General features: G+C 72.1%; 10 protein-coding genes. 5 read left to right on the top strand and 5 right to left on the bottom strand.

Going from position 1 to position 16192, the window contains the following annotated elements; genetic code table 11:
* Positions 1-24 precede the first annotated feature (24 nt).
* The 3 genes from WME83_RS06570 to WME83_RS06580 are packed head-to-tail and all read right to left on the bottom strand — an operon-like array spanning position 25 to position 4642.
* Entirely contained in the window at positions 25-2550 is a 2526-nt protein-coding gene (locus tag WME83_RS06570) for a hypothetical protein (protein ID WP_437318389.1), read from the bottom strand.
* Positions 2547-3557, bottom strand: coding sequence for an NAD-dependent epimerase/dehydratase family protein (locus WME83_RS06575; RefSeq protein ID WP_437318390.1), 1011 nt, complete (start codon positions 3555-3557; stop codon positions 2547-2549). Before WME83_RS06575 ends, WME83_RS06570 begins: the two co-directional genes overlap by 4 nt.
* Positions 3554-4642 (bottom strand): Gfo/Idh/MocA family protein, encoded by a 1089-nt coding sequence (locus WME83_RS06580; protein ID WP_437318391.1) that lies wholly within the window; start codon positions 4640-4642, stop codon positions 3554-3556. The genes WME83_RS06575 and WME83_RS06580 overlap by 4 nt, the downstream gene beginning before the upstream one ends.
* 226 nt (positions 4643-4868) lie before the next feature.
* On the opposite strand from WME83_RS06580, the gene WME83_RS06585 reads away from it, so the two are divergent.
* Together WME83_RS06585 and WME83_RS06590 are read left to right on the top strand one after the other, a co-directional pair.
* Positions 4869-6110, top strand: coding sequence for a glycosyltransferase (locus WME83_RS06585; RefSeq protein WP_437318392.1), 1242 nt, complete (start codon positions 4869-4871; stop codon positions 6108-6110).
* 352 nt (positions 6111-6462) lie between these two features.
* A complete protein-coding gene (locus WME83_RS06590) occupies positions 6463-6840 on the top strand; it encodes an STAS/SEC14 domain-containing protein (RefSeq protein WP_020733235.1) in 378 nt (125 codons plus the stop codon).
* 229 nt (positions 6841-7069) lie between these two features.
* Here WME83_RS06590 and WME83_RS06595 read toward each other — a convergent pair whose 3' ends face one another.
* A complete protein-coding gene (locus WME83_RS06595) occupies positions 7070-8272 on the bottom strand; it encodes a P1 family peptidase (protein WP_437318393.1) in 1203 nt (400 codons plus the stop codon).
* On the bottom strand, positions 8269-10671 hold the full coding sequence (locus WME83_RS06600; RefSeq protein ID WP_437318394.1) for a D-alanine--D-alanine ligase family protein: 2403 nt from the start codon (positions 10669-10671) through the stop codon (positions 8269-8271). The genes WME83_RS06595 and WME83_RS06600 overlap by 4 nt, the downstream gene beginning before the upstream one ends.
* Before the next feature lie 178 nt (positions 10672-10849).
* Between WME83_RS06600 and WME83_RS06605 the strand changes: the two genes are divergently transcribed.
* The 3 genes from WME83_RS06605 to WME83_RS06615 all read left to right on the top strand — a co-directional run bounded on the left by WME83_RS06605 (position 10850) and on the right by WME83_RS06615 (position 16186).
* Complete coding sequence (locus WME83_RS06605) at positions 10850-13318, top strand: ATP-dependent helicase (RefSeq protein ID WP_437318395.1); 2469 nt, start codon at positions 10850-10852, stop codon at positions 13316-13318.
* A gap of 611 nt (positions 13319-13929) precedes the next feature.
* On the top strand, positions 13930-14910 hold the full coding sequence (locus tag WME83_RS06610; protein ID WP_437318396.1) for a hypothetical protein: 981 nt from the start codon (positions 13930-13932) through the stop codon (positions 14908-14910).
* A 292-nt stretch (positions 14911-15202) separates the two neighbouring features.
* Complete coding sequence (locus tag WME83_RS06615) at positions 15203-16186, top strand: hypothetical protein (RefSeq protein WP_437318397.1); 984 nt, start codon at positions 15203-15205, stop codon at positions 16184-16186.
* Positions 16187-16192: the final 6 nt, after the last annotated feature.

Genomic DNA, 16192 nt, shown 5'->3' on the forward strand with positions numbered 1-16192 from the left:
CGCGCCGAGGACAAGCCGACCGGCTCAGAGCGCGAGGACGCCGCCCTCATCGGCTTTGGTCGCCTTATCTCCGGAGCCGGGACGGATCGTGATCTCGTCGCCGCCGCTCGCCGGCTTCCTGATCACGTCGTACGAGGCGCCGGGGGTGAGCCCCGTGACGAGGTGCCTCGTGACGCCGGGCAGCGAGGTGAGCTGCACCTGGGACACGGGGCCGAGCGCGACCGGGAACAGGACCAGGGTGCCCTTCACCGCCGCGCCCGCGTACGGCGTGCCCTGCTTCGTGCGCACGAGCGTCGCCGGCTGCGCCGCGGCGCCCGCGGCGGCCCCCTCGATGACGTGGAGGAAGCGCGCGTCCTTCGGCATCGGCGCCGGCGGCTCGGTCCTGAGGGTCGCGAGCATCGGCTCGAACTCGGCCGGCTTGGTGTCCCAGGTGCCGGTCGGTTTGTACGGCTCGGCCACGAGGACGGCGCTCTCCGGCAGCAGCGCGGTCACGAAGAGCTTCTGCCCCTTGGGCGTCGTGACGGTCGCGAGCTTCCCCGCGATCTGCGCGGCGCTCGGCGTCTGCAGGAAGAACCGCTTGAACCGCCCCTCCTTGCCCGTCGCGGCGCGATCGTAGATGACGAGGTGGTCCGGCTTGAGCCACACGAGCGAGCGGCTGACGTGCGTGACGTCGTGGATGTCCTCGTAGTCGGAGTTGTAGAGCGGGGTCGCGTCGCCGAGGACGTAGACGTAGTCCTGCGCGAAGCTCTTCGCGAGCACCCGGGGATCGTGCGTGTGCACGAGCGGCCACTGGGAGCCGCGCTGCCACAGGCCGCCGCGGTTCGGGTCGTCGTGGCGGCGGTTCCTGTCGTTCTCGACGGCGAGGGTGTTGTGCTGCTCGGAGTTGCCGAAGAAGGCGCCGTAGCCGATGCGCTCCTTCGTGAGCCACTCGCCGCCGCGGTAGAAGCCGAAGCTGAGGCCGTCGCCGTGCTGGTGGTCGATGTGCTCCCAGCCGAGCTGGAACTGGAACCACGCCGCCTCGGGGCCCCAGCTCGTCCTCGCGAACACCTGGCCCATGCCGGGGCCGTAGTGCGTGAGCGGGACGGAGGGGCGCGGATCGGTCGGGGTGACCGACGGGTCGAGCAGCAGGAAGTACAGGATCGAGTGGCGCTTGTGGACCTGGCCGAGCTGCGAGCGGGCGCGCCGCGCGAGGCCGGCGGCGCCGCCCGGGCCCGCGTGGATGGCCATCCAGCGCAGCGCGTTGAGGCGCTCGGCGTTGCCGCCGTTCTGGGCGTGGAGGCCGAGCGCGGCGAACGGATCGATGTGGTCGGTGTACTCGTAGCGCTGGCCGTCGCCCGTCCACGCGGCCTCGTGGGTCGGCCCGATCCGCCCCGCCGGCGCGGCGGGGCTGAGGCTGTGGAGGTGGGCCGGGATGAACTCGTGCCAGAAGGGGTTGCCGTCGAGGTGCACCTGCGGGCCCCACTTCGCCGGGTCGGCCTCGCCGGCCGTCTGGATGGCGAGCAGCGTCTGGGTCACGTAGGCGAGCGTCGCGGGGCCGTACTGGAAGCCCTCCGGCGGCGCGCCGCCGCGCGCGTCGTTCCGGAGGACGCTGTCGGTCATGTAGAGCCACGCGCCGGTGACGTTGGCGAAGTAGTCCCGGAGCCGCGGGTAGGTGCCCTTGTGGTTCGGGGCCGGCGGATCGTCGGCCTCGTCGAACGCGAGCGACAGGAGCGCGAGGTTGCGCATGTGCGACGTGAAGTAGTTGTTCACGGCGTACCTGCGCTTCCGCGGCTCCTTCAGCAGGGCCGGGTCGTTCAGCTTGCCCGCCGGCTCGGGGTGGTCGTGGCTCGTCGTCGACGACCTCAGCTGCTCCTCCGCCCAGCGCAGGAAGACGGGCCGTATCGCCGCCTTGTCCTGGGGCGAGAGGTACCCGTAGATCCAGTCGACCGTGAGGCCGAACGACTCGCCGGCCCAGCGGGCGCGGTCGCCGGTCGAGAACTTGGGGTGGTTGAAGGGATCCTTCGGATCCCCCTTGTTCACGCGGTCGACGATGTGGAGGAGGATCTTGCGCGCGCGGGCGGCGTAGTCGTTGCGGGCCGCCTCGTCGCTCGAGACGAGCGACATGAAGGCGAAGAGCTCGGCGTGCGCCTCGCAGTAGACGCGGCTGGACTCGCAGTCGCCCTCGGAGGGGATGCTGCCCTTGTCCATCGCGGCCGCGGCCTCGGCGGCGACGGCGGCGAGCTCCTTGAACATCGGGTTCGCCGGCGTGGCGCGCGCCCGGAGCTTCGGCAGGTCGGCCGCGCGCACCCAGAGCCGCGGGTGCCCCGTGACCGGCGAGGCGGGCGGCGCCGGCGGCGCCTCGAAGCGGGGCGCCGCGACGCCCGGCGCTGCCGCCTGAACGGCCGCGGCGGCGGCTTGCGTCTGCGGGTCCGCGCCGCTGTGGACCGCCGGGGGCCCCGGGGTCATCCGCCGGTCGCAGCCGGCGGAGAGGCCCGCGAGGCCGAGCGCCACGGTGACCGGCGCGAGCGGCGCGAACGACGCAAACGACGCAAACGACCGCCAACGCGTCATGTCGCGCGTTCCCGGAGATAGGCGAACGTCCGCTGCAGGCCCTCCTCCGTGGAGACGAGCTGCTTCCAGCCGAGCGCCTTCAGCTTCGTGTTGTCGAACCGGTTCCCCTTCCACGAGGTCGCGGCCTTGTAGGGCGTGAAGATCGCCGGCAGCTGCCCCTTCGAGTAGGCGTGGTAGCGCTCGACGAGCTTCGATATCCGGGCGAGGGCGAAATACGGCACCTTGATCGAGCGGATCGGCTTCACCTCGCGCTTGTAGCGGGCGAGGTAGACGTCGGCCGTGGGCAGGTCGTCGTCGTGGACGTTGTAGACCTGCCCCTTCGCGACCTCGCTCCGGCCGGCGACGGCGATCGCCTCGGCGCAGTTGTCGACGTACGTGAGCGGCAGGATGTTGCTGCCGCCGAGGTGCAGGAACACGCCGAACAGGCTCATCCCGACGCGGCTGGAGAAGGCGTTGCCGCCCGGGCCGTAGATGACGCCGGGGCGGAGCACCGTGAGCGGGAAGCCGTAGCGCGCCTGGTACTCCCAGAAGAGCTTCTCCTGCCGGAGCTTCGCCTGCGAGTAGAGATCCCGCTGCGCGGGCTTCGCCTCGAGGGGCGTGTTCTCGTCGACGATGTACCCCCGCGGGAGGTCGGCCACGCCGTAGACGCCGAAGGAGCTGATGAGGACGACGCGCGGCGATCTCCCGGTGTGGACCAGCGCCTCGAGCAGGTTCTTCGAGGCGACCACGGTGTTCAGGAACATGTCGGCGGGCGCGCCGCCCATGGCCGCGGCCACGTGGTAGACGACGTCGACGCCCTCGACCGCGCGCTCGGCGGCCTCCTTCGTGGCGAGGGAGCCCACGGCGACCTCGAGGGGGACGCCGCGGCGCTGCTCGATCTCCTCGAGCCGCGCGCGGTTGCTCGCGGGGCGGACGAGGCAGCGGAGGTCGGTCTCGCCGTGGGCGAGCAGCCGGTCGACGAGGGCCGACCCAAGGAAGCCGTTCGAGCCGGTGACAAGGACTTTCATGTGCGCGCCTTCTCCTGGGGGACCTGCCGGAAGATCTCATCCATCATCCACGCGACCCGGATCATGTCCCGGTACGAGATGGGCAGCTCGGCGCCCCGCGTGATGCTGTCGTAGAAGAGCCCGAACAGGCGGTTCATCCCCGAGAAGAAGTGGAAGTCGCTGCGGGCGAACCTCGCCACGTTCTTGCCCCCTTCGCGCAGGTACGAGAGGGCCTGATCGAAGGCGGGGACGACGCGCCCGATGGCGCTCGGGAGCTTCGGCGACGCGTCGAGCGTGACCGTGCGGCTCGTGTAGTCGACGTGGAGCGTGTTCTTCGTGCCGTAGACGCGGAGGAAGTGCCCGGGCGGCCGCGCGTGCGACGAGAAGGTCCCGTAGGCGCTGACGCGCGCGCCCTGCACCGTGACGCGGAGCTCGTCGAGCATGTCGTCGCGGGCGTCGCCGAACCGCTTCTCCCGGAGCGCGTAGGCCGTGGCGGTCACCTTCGGCTGCTCGTCGTCCACGAACTCGACGATCTTGTTCAGCAGGTGATCGATGTTGTTGTGAAACAGCTTGCCCGGGAGGCGATGGACCCAGTGCGAGCCGTCGCCGAGGAGCGCCGTGCCGAAGGGGCCGGAGAGGTTGTAGCCGAAGCAGCTCTCCACGTGGACGGGCTCGCCGAGCACGCCGTCGCCGATGAGCCGCCGCATCTCGATGGCCGGCGGATCGAAGTTGTACTCCCAGCCGACGGTCATCTTCTTCCCGGCCGCGGTACAGAGCTCGATGAGGCGCCGCACGTCCGAGAGGTTCAGCGCGATCGGCTTCTCCACGTAGACGTGGGCGCCGGCCTCGATGGCCCGCCGCGCGAGGAACAGGTGCGACTGCGGAGGGGTGGTGATGTGGACGACGTCGGGCTTCTCGACGTCGAGCATCCGGTCGAACGAGTCGTAGTGGCTCGGGATGCCGTAGCGCACCGCGATCTGCTCGGCCATCAGGAGCTCCAGGTCGCATACGGCGACGACCCGAGCCCGCTCCGGCATCTTTTGGATCTCTTCGATGTGGCCGTCGGCGATCTTGCCGCAGCCGACGATCGCGATTTTGAGGGTCATGGGGCGGCGGAGCGTACCGCAACGGGGCCGGCGAGAGCTAGGCTCTCGGGGTCGTCACCCCACCCCGCGCGCGCGCGGGGTGGGGTGGGCGAGGCGGCGACGTCGAGGTCGTGCGTCCGCGTCGAGCGCGGCGCGCCGCCCCCCTCGGCGTGGACGAGCCCCGTGACGGTCGCGGCGGCCTCGGGTAGGCTGCGCGGCGCATCATCATAAAGAAGGGTGGTGGTTCGTGCGCGTGCTTCATGTTCTTCATACGTCGCTGCCGGTGATTGCGGGGTACACGATCCGCAGCGACTACATCGTCAAGCATCAGGCCGAGCACGGGATGCGTCCGGCGGTGGTGACGTCGGCGCAGCAGGGGTCCGGGGACGCGCTGAAGGAGGAGATCGGCGGCATCTCCTACTGGCGGACGCGCGAGCCTTCCGGCAAGAAGCTGCCGCTCGTCCGGGAGCTCTCGCTCGTGCGGGCGCTCGAGGCGCGCGTCGAGGACGCGATTCGGGAGTTCCAGCCCGACGTCGTGCACGCGCACTCGCCGATGCTGGTCGGGCTGCCGGCCCTCGCGGCGGCGCGCCGCTTCGGGCTGCCGCTCGTCTACGAGGTGCGCGACCTCTGGGAGAACGCCTCCGTCGACCGGGGCAAGTTCGCCGAGGACTCGGTGCCCTACAAGATCGCGGCCGGCCTCGAGACGGTGGTCTACAAGTACGCCGACGCGACGGTGACGATCTGCGAGAGCCTGAAGAACGCCGTCGCGCCGCGGGTGCGCAGCACGGACGCGCTCTACGTGGTGGGCAACGGCGTCGACTCGGACAAGTTCGCGCCGCGGGAGGCCCCGCCCGGGGCCTGGGAGCGCTTCGGGCTCGCCGGGAAGAGGCTCATCGGGTACGTCGGCACCTTCCAGCCGTACGAGGGGCTCCAGACGCTCATCGCGTCGATCGGCGACATCGCGCGGGAGATCCCGGACGCGCACGTCGTGATCACGGGGGCCGGCGGCCAGGAGATGGAGCTCAAGGCGTTCGCCCGCGAGAGAGGCGTGGAGTCCAAGGTGACGTTCACGGGGCGGGTGCCGCACGACGAGGTGTTCAACATCTACGCGATGGCGAGCCTGCTCGTGTATCCGCGCATCCGGACCCGGACGACCGCGCTCACGACGCCGCTGAAGCCGCTCGAGGCGATGTCCATGGCCCGGCCGGTGATGGTCAGCGACGTGCCGGCGATGGGGGAGCTCGTGCGCTACGGCGAGACCGGGTTCGTCTTCAAGGCGGGCGACAGCGCGGACCTCACGCGGCGCTGCGTCGAGGCCCTCAAGGACCCGGAGCGCCTCGATCGCGTCGGCAAGAGCGCGCGGGAGTGGATCCTCAAGGAGCGGCAGTGGCCCACGCTGCTCTCGCGGTACCCGGCCATCTACGAGCAGGCGATCGCCGCGCGGCGCGGGCGGGGCAAGGCGCCCGCCGGCGAGGCGCGCGCGGCGTGAGCCGCCGCGCGGCGGCTCACGCCGCGCGCCGGCGCCCGGGAGGCACGGCGCCCGGCGCGCTCCCGCCGCGCGTGAGCCCCGCCCGGCGCGCCGCGCGTGAGCCCCGCGCCGAGGGCCCTCCAGGCCTCCGGCGCGGCGCGCGGCGCGAGGCGCGCGGCGCCTTTCCAGGAAAACCGCACCGTCCGCGCGCGCCGGCGCGGCGCCGTCCGCGCTCCCGGCGCTCTCCCCACGGCCGACCGCCAGCATCGCCGCCGCGCGCGCGGCGCGATCCCGGGGCTCGCCCAGCGCGATCCGGAGTATGATTACGCGGCCCCATCCCGCCCCTTCGGGAATCGGCAGGAGGTCCCCCAACGTGTTCGAGATCAAAGTCGACCGGATCCACTCCATCGTGGATTTCGTCCTCGAGGGGCGCGTCCGCCTCGAAGAGATGGAGAACTTCGTCAGCGAGCTGAGGAAGGCGTGCGAGGGCCTCCAGGGGCGGGAGATCAAGATCAAGGCCGATGTGCGGGGCTTCCGGCCGATGTCCCCCGAGGTGGCGGAGAAGATCCGCGCGGTCCAGGAGTTCGGGCTGGAGCTCGGGGTGATGCGCGTGGCCGAGATCATCGAGAGCGACATCGTCGCGCTCCAGCTCAACCGCGTCGCGCGCGAGAGCGGCACGGACAAGGTCCTCCGGCGCTTCTGGGACGAGGACGCCGCCCACGAGTGGCTGCTCCACGGCGACCCCGAATAGCGCGGGCGACCCCGAACAGCGCGGCGGGCGGCCGATCGTCAGGGCAGCGCCCGGTCACCTCGGGGCAGAAGTCCTGCCAGGGCTCTGCCGCGCGAGCGGAGAGATTTCAACGCAAAGGCGCAAAGGCGCAAAAAAACAATAAATTCAGGCTTTTTTGCGTCTTTGCGCCTTGGCGTCTTGGCGTTGAAATCTCGCTCCGGAACCCTGGCCGGACCCCTGGTGCGTGGGGCTAGCGCAGCGGTGGCGGATCGCACGGGTGCGGCGGCCGGTACCGCTTCAGGGCCTCGGCCACGGCGTCGAGCGGCAACGCGGGCGCGTGGTGACCGCTGTGGCCGGTCATGTCCACGCCCGCGCACATGGCGTTGAGGATCGCCTCCTCCACCACGTCGACCGTGGCCTCGTAGAGGCCGTCGAGCTCGGTGTCGAGGACGAGCTCGGCCATGTGCCGCCCGGGCGCGAGGGGGTGCACGCTGAGCGAGCGGCTCGACCGCGGGGCGCTCCATTGCTCGGTGGCGACGCGGGGCACCCGGTTCGCGGTGCTCCACGCGAGGACGATCTCCCCCGAGTTGTTGGCCGCGTACCCGCCCGTCCGACCGATCGCGAGCGCGGCGCGGCGCGCGAGGCGCGCGAGCTGGCGGTGGATGAGCGGGGCGTCCGTGGCGACGAGCACGATGATGGAGCCGGCAGGGCCCCGCCGCGGGACGTGGTTGAAGCGATCGCTGATGAGCCGGCCCACCGGGACGCCGTCGACCCGGAGCAGCTCGCGATCGCCGAAGTTCGAGAGCACGAGCGCGCCGACCATGGAGTCGACCCCGCCGACCGGGACCGAGCGGCTCGAGGTGCCGATCCCGCCCGCGAAATGGAAGGTCTGCATGCCCGTGCCGGCGCCGACGCACCCCTCGGCCACCGGACCACCGCGGACGCCGTCGAGCGCCTCGTCGACGTCGGCCTGCGTCACGTGCCGCCCCACGGCGTCGTTGAGGTAGCTGTCGTCGCACTCGGCGACGACCGGGATCACGACGTCGTACTCCTTGCCGATCTTCGGATGGCGCTGCGAGAGCCACGCGACGGTCGCGTCGAGGACGCGGCCGACGCAGAGCGTGCTGCAGAGCAGGATCGGCGTCTCGCAGAGGCCCCACTCGTTGATCTGCGCGAGGCCGGTCACCTCGCCGGCGCCGTTCAGCACGTAGCTGGCGGTGAAGACCCGATCCAGGAAGATGTCGCCGTCGGCGGGCATGACCGCGGTGACGCCCGTGCGCACCGGGCCGATGCCGGGGAGGAGCTCGCCGTCGCCCTCGATCTTGGTCACGTGGTGGACCCGAACGCCGGCGACGTCCGTGATCGCGTTCTCGGGACCGGTGGGGAAGCGGCCGATCGCGACGCCGAGATCGCGCAGCCGAGGGCGCCTGATCGAGATCGAGGGCGCGCTCATGGGCCGGCGACCTCGCGCTCCACGGCCGAGGCCGCGGACGACGGCGGCGCGGGCTCCGCCGCGAACGGCGCCGGCGCGGCCTGCGGGGCCGGCGCGGGCTGCGAGGCCGGCGCGGGCTGCGAGGCCGGCGCGGCCGGCGCGGGCTGCGAGGCCGGCGCGGCCTGCGGGGCCGGCTCGGACGCCGGCGAGGCGCCCGCCGCGCCCGCGGCGGCGGGGGCCGCGGCGGCGAGGCCGCCCGCGGCGTGCGGCGCCGCTGCGCCCGCGGCGTGCGGCGCCGCTGCGCCCGCGGCTTGCGGCGCCGCGGCGCGGGCGTCGCGGTAGCGCTTGAGGCAGCCGGCCATGATCTCGCCGATGAGCATGCGGTAATCCATCCCCGCCACCTTCGCGATCACGCAGAGATCGCTGAAGTCGGGGGTCAGGCCGGGCAGCGGGTTGATCTCGATGACGTACACCCGGCCGTCCTTGGTCATGCGCAGATCGACCCGGGCCACGTCGCGGCAGGCGAGGGCCGCGAACGTGTCGCGCACGACCTTCTCGATGCGGCGGAGCTCGGACGGCGTGAGCTGCGCAGGGCACTCGAAGCGCACCCGCGGCGTGTCCGACTGCTTCTCGTCGTAGCCGTAGACGGGGTAGGAGGGCGGGTCGACGAAGACGACCTCCATCGGCGGCAGCACCTTCGGCCGCCGCTCCCCGAGCAGGCCCACGGTGAACTCGCGCCCCGTGATGTACTCCTCGATGAGCGCAGGCTGGTGGTAGCGATCGACCAGCTGCTTCGCCGCGGCGCGCGCGGCGGCCTCGTCCTTGACCACGGACGCGGAGGTGATCCCCTTCGAGGTCCCCTCGGCGTTGGGCTTCACGATCACCGGGTAGCGGAACGGCTTCAGCTTCTCGCGCCCGGTCGTGACCACCTGCCACTCGGCCGTCTCGATGCCGGCGGCCCGCAGGATCTGCTTCGTGAGCCCCTTGTCGAGGGCCAGCGAGAGCGTGGTCGCGTCCGAGCCGCTGTACGGGATGCCGAGCAGCTCGCAGAGCGCCGGGACCTGCGCCTCGCGGCCGCGGCCGCGGAGTCCCTCGGCGATGTTGAAGACGACGTCGACCCCGGAGGCGGCGAGCGCGCGCGGCAGATCCGGGGTCGCCTCGAGCGGGACCACGGTGTGGCCGTAGCTCTCGATGGCGCTCGCGATCGCCTGGATGGTGCGCGGCGAGTCGAACTCGGCCTCGGAGTCGTACGCGGCGCTCCCGGCCCCCTTGCCGGAGCCCCCGTCGGTCGCGGCCGTGTCGCTCCGCTTCATGTTGTAGGTGAAGCCGACGCGGAGCGCGGTCCGCTTCGCCCGGCGCGGCGGGTTGCTCTCCAGGAGCGGCAGCAGCCCGCGCCGCTTGCAGGCGCTCCTCACGATGGCCCGGATCACGCCGTCGAAGTCGACGCCGCGCTGCGCCGCGGCCACGAAGACGCTGGCGCCCGGCTGGAGCGTGGGCAGCCCGTCGACCTCGAGGAAGTGCACGTCGTGGTCCAGGCCGCGCGCCGACGACGGCGTGACCCGGAACTCGCAGCGCGCGTGGTCCTTGAGGTCGAGGGCGCGCACGATGCGCGCGGTGAGCGACCGGATGCGCTCGATCGTCGCCGCGGGCAGCTGCGCGGGCCGGCGCGTGACGTGCTCGGGCTTCGCGTGCTTCAGGTTGAAGTCGTACACGTTGTGCCTGCCCGCCACCTGGGGATCGATCACGAACTCGATGGGCGTGAGCACCCCCTCGGGGATGCCCGCGGCGCTCGGCCGCGCGCCGCTCGCCTCCTTGAGGCCGTCGACGAAGGCGCACGCGACGTCGATGCCGGCGATGTAGTGCTCGACGAGCAGCCCCGCCTCGAAGCGCGCGAGCTGCCGCTCGACCACCTCGGCGAGGTGGTGCGCGTCCTCGCAGACGCTCCACTCCCGGTGGATGCCCTTCGAGGAGCCCTCGAAGTTCGGCTTCACGATGACCGGGAAGCTCACGTCGTCGAGGGCGCCGCTCTCCAGGGTGGTGCGGTTGACGAGTCGGGCGCGCGGGGTCGTGACGCCGTAGCTCGCGAGCACGCGCTTCGTGAGCGACTTGTCGAGCGCGACGTTCAGCGTGTACGCGTCGGAGCCGGTGTACGGGATGCCGAGCTCGTCGAAGAGCGACGGATAGAACGCCTCGCGCGTCTTGCCCTTGTGGCCCTCGGCGGTGTTGAAGATGAGGTCCGGCTGGAGCGCCTCGAGCCGCGCCAGGACCCGGGAGGCCGGCCCGCTGACCTCGATCCGCTCCACCTCGTGCCCGGCCCGCTCGAGCGCGCCGGCGATGGCGGCGATCGTCTCCGGGCTGTCGAACTCCGCCTCCTCGGCGGACCCCGTGATCTTCAGGTTGTGCGTGAGCGCGATGCGCATGATCTCTCCTGTGCCGCCCGTCCGGGCCGCGTCGTCCCTGGGCCCTGTCGGCGGCGCACGCGCGGGGCAGATTACGGCGAGCGCGCCTTTTTTGCGGCGGAAAAAACGGGGCAACGGCGCGGCGGTCTCCGGGCTGGCCGGGCTCCCGCTCGCGCGATGGTCGTGCTAGCGACCCCGTGTGGATCGTATTGCCGCACCCGACGCCGACCGCTCTCCGCCGCCCGAGCCTGGCCTCCCCGACGAGGAGCTGAACGAGCCGCAGGCGCGCGCGGCCCGCCACGCGGCGGGGCCGCTGCTCATCTTCGCGGGCGCGGGGAGCGGCAAGACGCGCGTCATCGTGTACCGGATCGCGAACCTCATCGTGACGCACCGTGTCCCGCCCTACCGGATCCTCGCGGTGACGTTCACGAACAAGGCGGCGACCGAGATGAAGCGCCGGCTGGAGGGGCTCATCGGGCCCGACATCGTGAAGGATCTCTGGGTCGGCACGTTCCACGCCGTGTGCGCGCGCCTCTTGCGCCGGCACCACGAAGCGGCCGGGCTCGAGAAGAACTTCATCATCTACGACGACGACGACCAGCGCGCCGTCATGAACCGCGTGCTGAAGGAGCTCAACCTCGACGAGCGGCGCTACCCGCCGCGCCAGGTGCTCTCGCGCATCCACGCCGAGAAGCAGGAGGGGCGGGGGCCCGGCGAGTTCGAGCGGAACGGCTATTTCGACGACGCCATCGCGCGGTGCTTCGAGGCGTACGAGCGGCACCTCAAGGCGGCGAACGCGGTGGACTTCGACGACCTCTTGCTCTCCGTGCTCCGCATCGCGGAGGACCCGACGAGCTTCGCCGGCGAGGATCTCCGGGCGCGCTTCCGCCACGTGCTCGTCGACGAGTTCCAGGACGTGAACCAGGTGCAGTACCGGCTCGTCCGGGCGTTCTGCAAGGCCCACGACAACCTCTGCGTGGTCGGCGACGACGACCAGAGCATCTACCGGTGGCGCGGCGCGGACGTGCGGATCGTCCGCGGCTTCCGGCGCGATTTCCCGCACGCGACGGTGGTGAAGCTCGAGCAGAACTACCGCTCGGTCGGGCACGTCGTGCGCGGCGCGCTCGGCGTGATCCGCCACGCCTCGGACCGCGAGCCGAAGGAGCTCTGGACGGCGAACGCGGACGGCCCGCCGATCGACGTGGTCGCGGCCGACAGCGAGCACGACGAGGCCGCGTGGGTGGTCGAGTGCGTCAAGGAGCTCATCGCGCAGGGGGTGTCGCCGAACGAGATCGCGGTGTTCTACCGGATCCACGCGCAGTCGCGCGTGCTCGAGGAGGTGCTGCGCGAGGCGCGCATCCCGTACCAGATCATCGGCGGCACGCGCTTCTTCGAGCGGGCGGAGGTGAAGAACCTGCTCTCGTACCTGCGCGTCGTGGCCAACCCCCGCAGCGACGTGGATCTCAACCGCATCATCAACGTGCCTGCGCGCAAGATCGGCCAGAGCACGGTGGACAAGCTCATCCAGGCGGCGGATCTGCTCGGCGTGTCGCTCTTCGAGGCGATCGATCCGATCGTGGAGGGGCGGGTGCCGCCGTCGGCGATGCCGGGGGCGAAGCTCGAGCCGCTCGCCACGGCGGCGAAGCGCAGCCTGCTCGGCTTCCGCGATCTGATCCAGGGGCTCAGGACCGAGGCGAGGAGCGCGTCGCCGAGCGCGCTCGCCGAGGAGGTGCTCGCGCGGTCGGGCTACGCGCGGATGCTCGAGCAGGACGAGAGCGTCGAGTCCGAGGCGCGGCTCCAGAACCTGCGCGAGCTCGTGCAGTCGATCGTGGACTACGAGCAGGAGGCGATCGCCGCCGGCGAGGACGCGACGCTCGAGGGCTACCTCGAGCGGGTGAGCCTGGTGTCGGACGTGGACGCGCTCGTGGACATGCCGAAGGTCGCGATGATGACGATCCACGCGGCGAAGGGGCTGGAGTTCCACGCGGTGTTCCTGACCGGCATGGAGGAGGACCTGTTCCCGTTCCGGAGCCAGGATCCGAACCGCAAGGGCGACATCGAGGAGGAGCGCCGCCTCGCGTACGTGGCGATCACGCGGGCGCGGGAGCGGCTCTGGATCACGCACGCGGCGCGGCGGGCGATCTTCGGCCAGACGCGTTACTGCTTGCCGAGCCGGTTCCTCGCGGATCTCCCGCCGGCGTCGGTGCGCCCGATGGCGACGCCGACGTCGATGATGGCGCAGCGGCGGGTGGACGTCGGGGGCGGCGGGTACGCGGCGTCGGGGGGGAGGTTCGGCGGCTCCGGGGAGCGCGCGTGGGAGGGGCGGGGCTCGTGGGAGGGCCGGAGGCCCGCGGCGCAGCCCGAGGAGCGGCTCGCGTGGTCGCGGTTCGGGCGGGACGGCGAGGCGGCGAGGGCGCCGGCGGCGCGCGCCGTGGACCGGGTCGAGCGGGCGCCGGGCGAGCGGTACGTCGAGCGGGAGGCGGTCGACGCGGGGGGCGAGGGCGGCGAGGGCGTGGCGCTGCGGCGCGGGATGCGGGTGTTCCACGAGCGGTTCGGGCCGGGCGTGGTGGAGAGCGTGGACCCGGGGGCGGATCCGATCGCGACGGTGAAGTTCTCGGGGTGGGGGAAGAAGCGGATCAAGGCGGCGTTCTTGCGGGCTGGGTCGTGAGCCGGGTGCCGACGGATTCCGGCCGAATGACGACGGGTCGCCGGCCGGGTGCCGACGGATTCCGGTCGAATGACGACAGGGCCCAGGCTCATGACGGTGGTGCTCGGCCCCGACAATGATGGCTTCCAGACTGTACGACGACGACTCCTTGCCGTGGGATGACGGCCTCAGAGCGTCGCGACGTGGAGCGCTTCGTCGATCTCGGCTTTGGCCCGCGGAGTCGCGGAGACGGGATCTTGGGCCTTGAAGCGCTCGTGGATCGGCAGTGCTCACAATTGAACATGAAGGCGGGAAGACGGGAAGAAAACATCAATGATCTTCCCGCCTTCATGTGAATTCTCTCCGGACAAATTGGAGCACTACCCGTGGATCGCGTCCGCCAACTCCTGGATGCGCTCCTCGTCACGTTTGCAGGGGTAGGCCTCGCGCGGGGAGACCGATGGCTCCGGACCCACCCCTGCACGCCCAGCTCCGCCGGGGGCCGACCCCACTGCTCGCCGCCGCTGCTTCCGCGGCCGCGATCCTTCTGCTACGTGAGCCCCTGCGCGCCCTGGCTGCCGGCTCCGCGGCGCTCGCGCGACGTCGAGCCAGGCGCGAGGAGGGTCGTCTCCATGCCCAGGAACATCCGTCGTGCCGTCGCGTCGGCGGCTGCCGCCGCGCTCCTCTCCGCCTCGGCGGGCGCCGCGGCCGCGCCGCCGTCCGGCGCCCGCGACCGGCTCGTGGCGCAGGCGCACACCGCGGTCGACGAGGGGCGGCTCGCCGACGCGCGCGAGCTGTGGATGGCCGTGTGGAAGCTCGAGCGCTCCCAGGTGGCGGCCTGCAACATCGGCGCGCTGTCGTTCCGGATCGGCGACATGCCGGCCGCCGTGCGCTGGCTGTCGCTCTGCAAGGAGATCATGCGCGCGCCGCGGACCCCCGACGAGCGCGCGCTCTACGAGTCGCGGCTCGTCGACCTCGCCCGCGCGCGCCAGCTCGCCGGCGAGCTCCGCATCCTCGCGCCCGCCGGCGCGACGGTCACCATCGATGGCGCGCCGGCCGAGATCGAGGGCGACGCGCCCGTCCCCGTCGAGCCCGGGCGCCGCGTCGTGCGCGCGGCGCTGGACGGCAAGACGGCCTCGGCCGAGGTCGACGTCCCGCGCGGCGAGACGCGCGAAGTGAGGCTCACCTTCCCCCCGCCGCCGGCCGAACAGCCGCCCCCCGAAGGCCCGCGCGCGGCGCCGACGAGCCCCCCGCCGCCTCCGCCGGCGCGGCCGAGGCCCGACGGCACCCTCGTCACGGGCGGCCTCGGCCTGTCCGCCACCCTCGCGGCGGCCGGCGGCGTGCTGCTCGTCGGCGCCGAGAAGCGCGAGGAGGCGGTCCTCGCCGCCGCCCGCGCCGCGGGGCCGAACGGCTGCTTCCGCGTGCGCTGGCCGATGTGCCAGCAAGCCGCCGCCGCCCACGGCGAGATGCGCACCTTCCGGCAGCTCGGGGTGGCCGGGCTCATCACCGGAGGCGCGGTCCTGGCGGTCACGCTCGGATACACGTTCTACCCGCGCGCTCAGGCCGATGTGCGGGTGTCCGCGGATGGCTTTACGGTCAGCGGCGTCTTCTAACCACCCATTCGACATCGATCCTGGCCTGACCCGCGCGTGACCGGACGGCGGCGTCCGCGCGCCGCTCACTGGCGAAAACTTGCGTGACGGCCGCGGGCCGAGCGCGGCATAGTGAGCCCGTTCGAGGAACAGGCCACGACTCTCCCGGCGGATTGGGGCCGCCGGGGCTGCCGGCTGCCCAGCCTTGTGCCGGAGGACTGGACGCACGATGCGCTCTGTCAAGCTTTGTATCGGGAGCTTTTTATTTCTCACGGGTGTGGCGCTTTCTTTCGCGTGTGGTGACGAGCCGTACGTGGGGGGCGACTGCGCGACCACGGACGACTGCCAGTCCGAGGGGCAGAGCGCGCCGGGGACGGTGTGCATCAACGAGCGCTGCGAGTGCGCCGAGCCGGGCAAGGTGGTCTGTTGCGCGCGCGGCGAGGAGGAGCCGGGCTGCTTCCTGATGTGCCGGCCCTGCGACGAGTGCGCGGAGGGGACGGTGGAGTGCGCGGGCGTGGTGGATCCCTCGGCGCAGTGCGAGACCGACGCGGAGTGCCCCGGTCCGCCGGATCCGCGGTGCGGGGCGGGGCGCTGCGCCGAGGGCAAGTGTGAGCTCGACATCAAGCCGGGTCGGCTCGCCTCGCAGCTCCGCGGCGACTGCAAGCAGGATGAGTGCACGGAGGAGGGGCGCGTGGTCAGCGTGCCGGCGTACGACGTGTACAACGACGGCAACCAGTGCACGAACGATCTCTGCGACTATGATCGGCCGCTCAACGCGCTGCTCGACGGGGTGATCTGCCCGATCTCGGGCTCGGGGCGGTGCCATGAGGGGCGGTGCGTCGAGTGCCTCCACGACGACCCTACGCTGCACTGCGCTGCAGGGTTGGCGTGTGACGGGGTGTTCTGCGTCCCGCCCCACTGCGTCAACATGGTGTTCGATGCCGGGCGCGGAGAGACCGCTCAGGACTGTGGTGGGGATTGCGCGCCGTGCAGGGATGGGGATCCCTGCGACGCCGGGACGGACTGTCAATCAGGGGTTTGCACGATGGCGCATTGCAAGGCGCCGACGTGCAACGACGGCGTGAAGAACGGCGACGAGACCGGCGTGGACTGCAGCGGCGCGTGCCCTCGCCGCTGCCCTGACGGCGGCGGCTGCACGTCCGGCGAGGATTGCGCGAGCGGCGTCTGCTGGGCCGGCGCGTGCGAGGAGCCCAGCTGCAAGGACGGCGTGGAGAACGGCGACGAGCTCGGCGTGGACTGCGGCGGCAAGGGGTGCGACGCGGCGTGCCCGGGGTGAGCCGGG

Source organism: Sorangium sp. So ce385 (assembly GCF_051474135.1).
Taxonomy (GTDB): Bacteria; Myxococcota_A; Polyangia; order Polyangiales; family Polyangiaceae; genus Sorangium; species Sorangium cellulosum_D.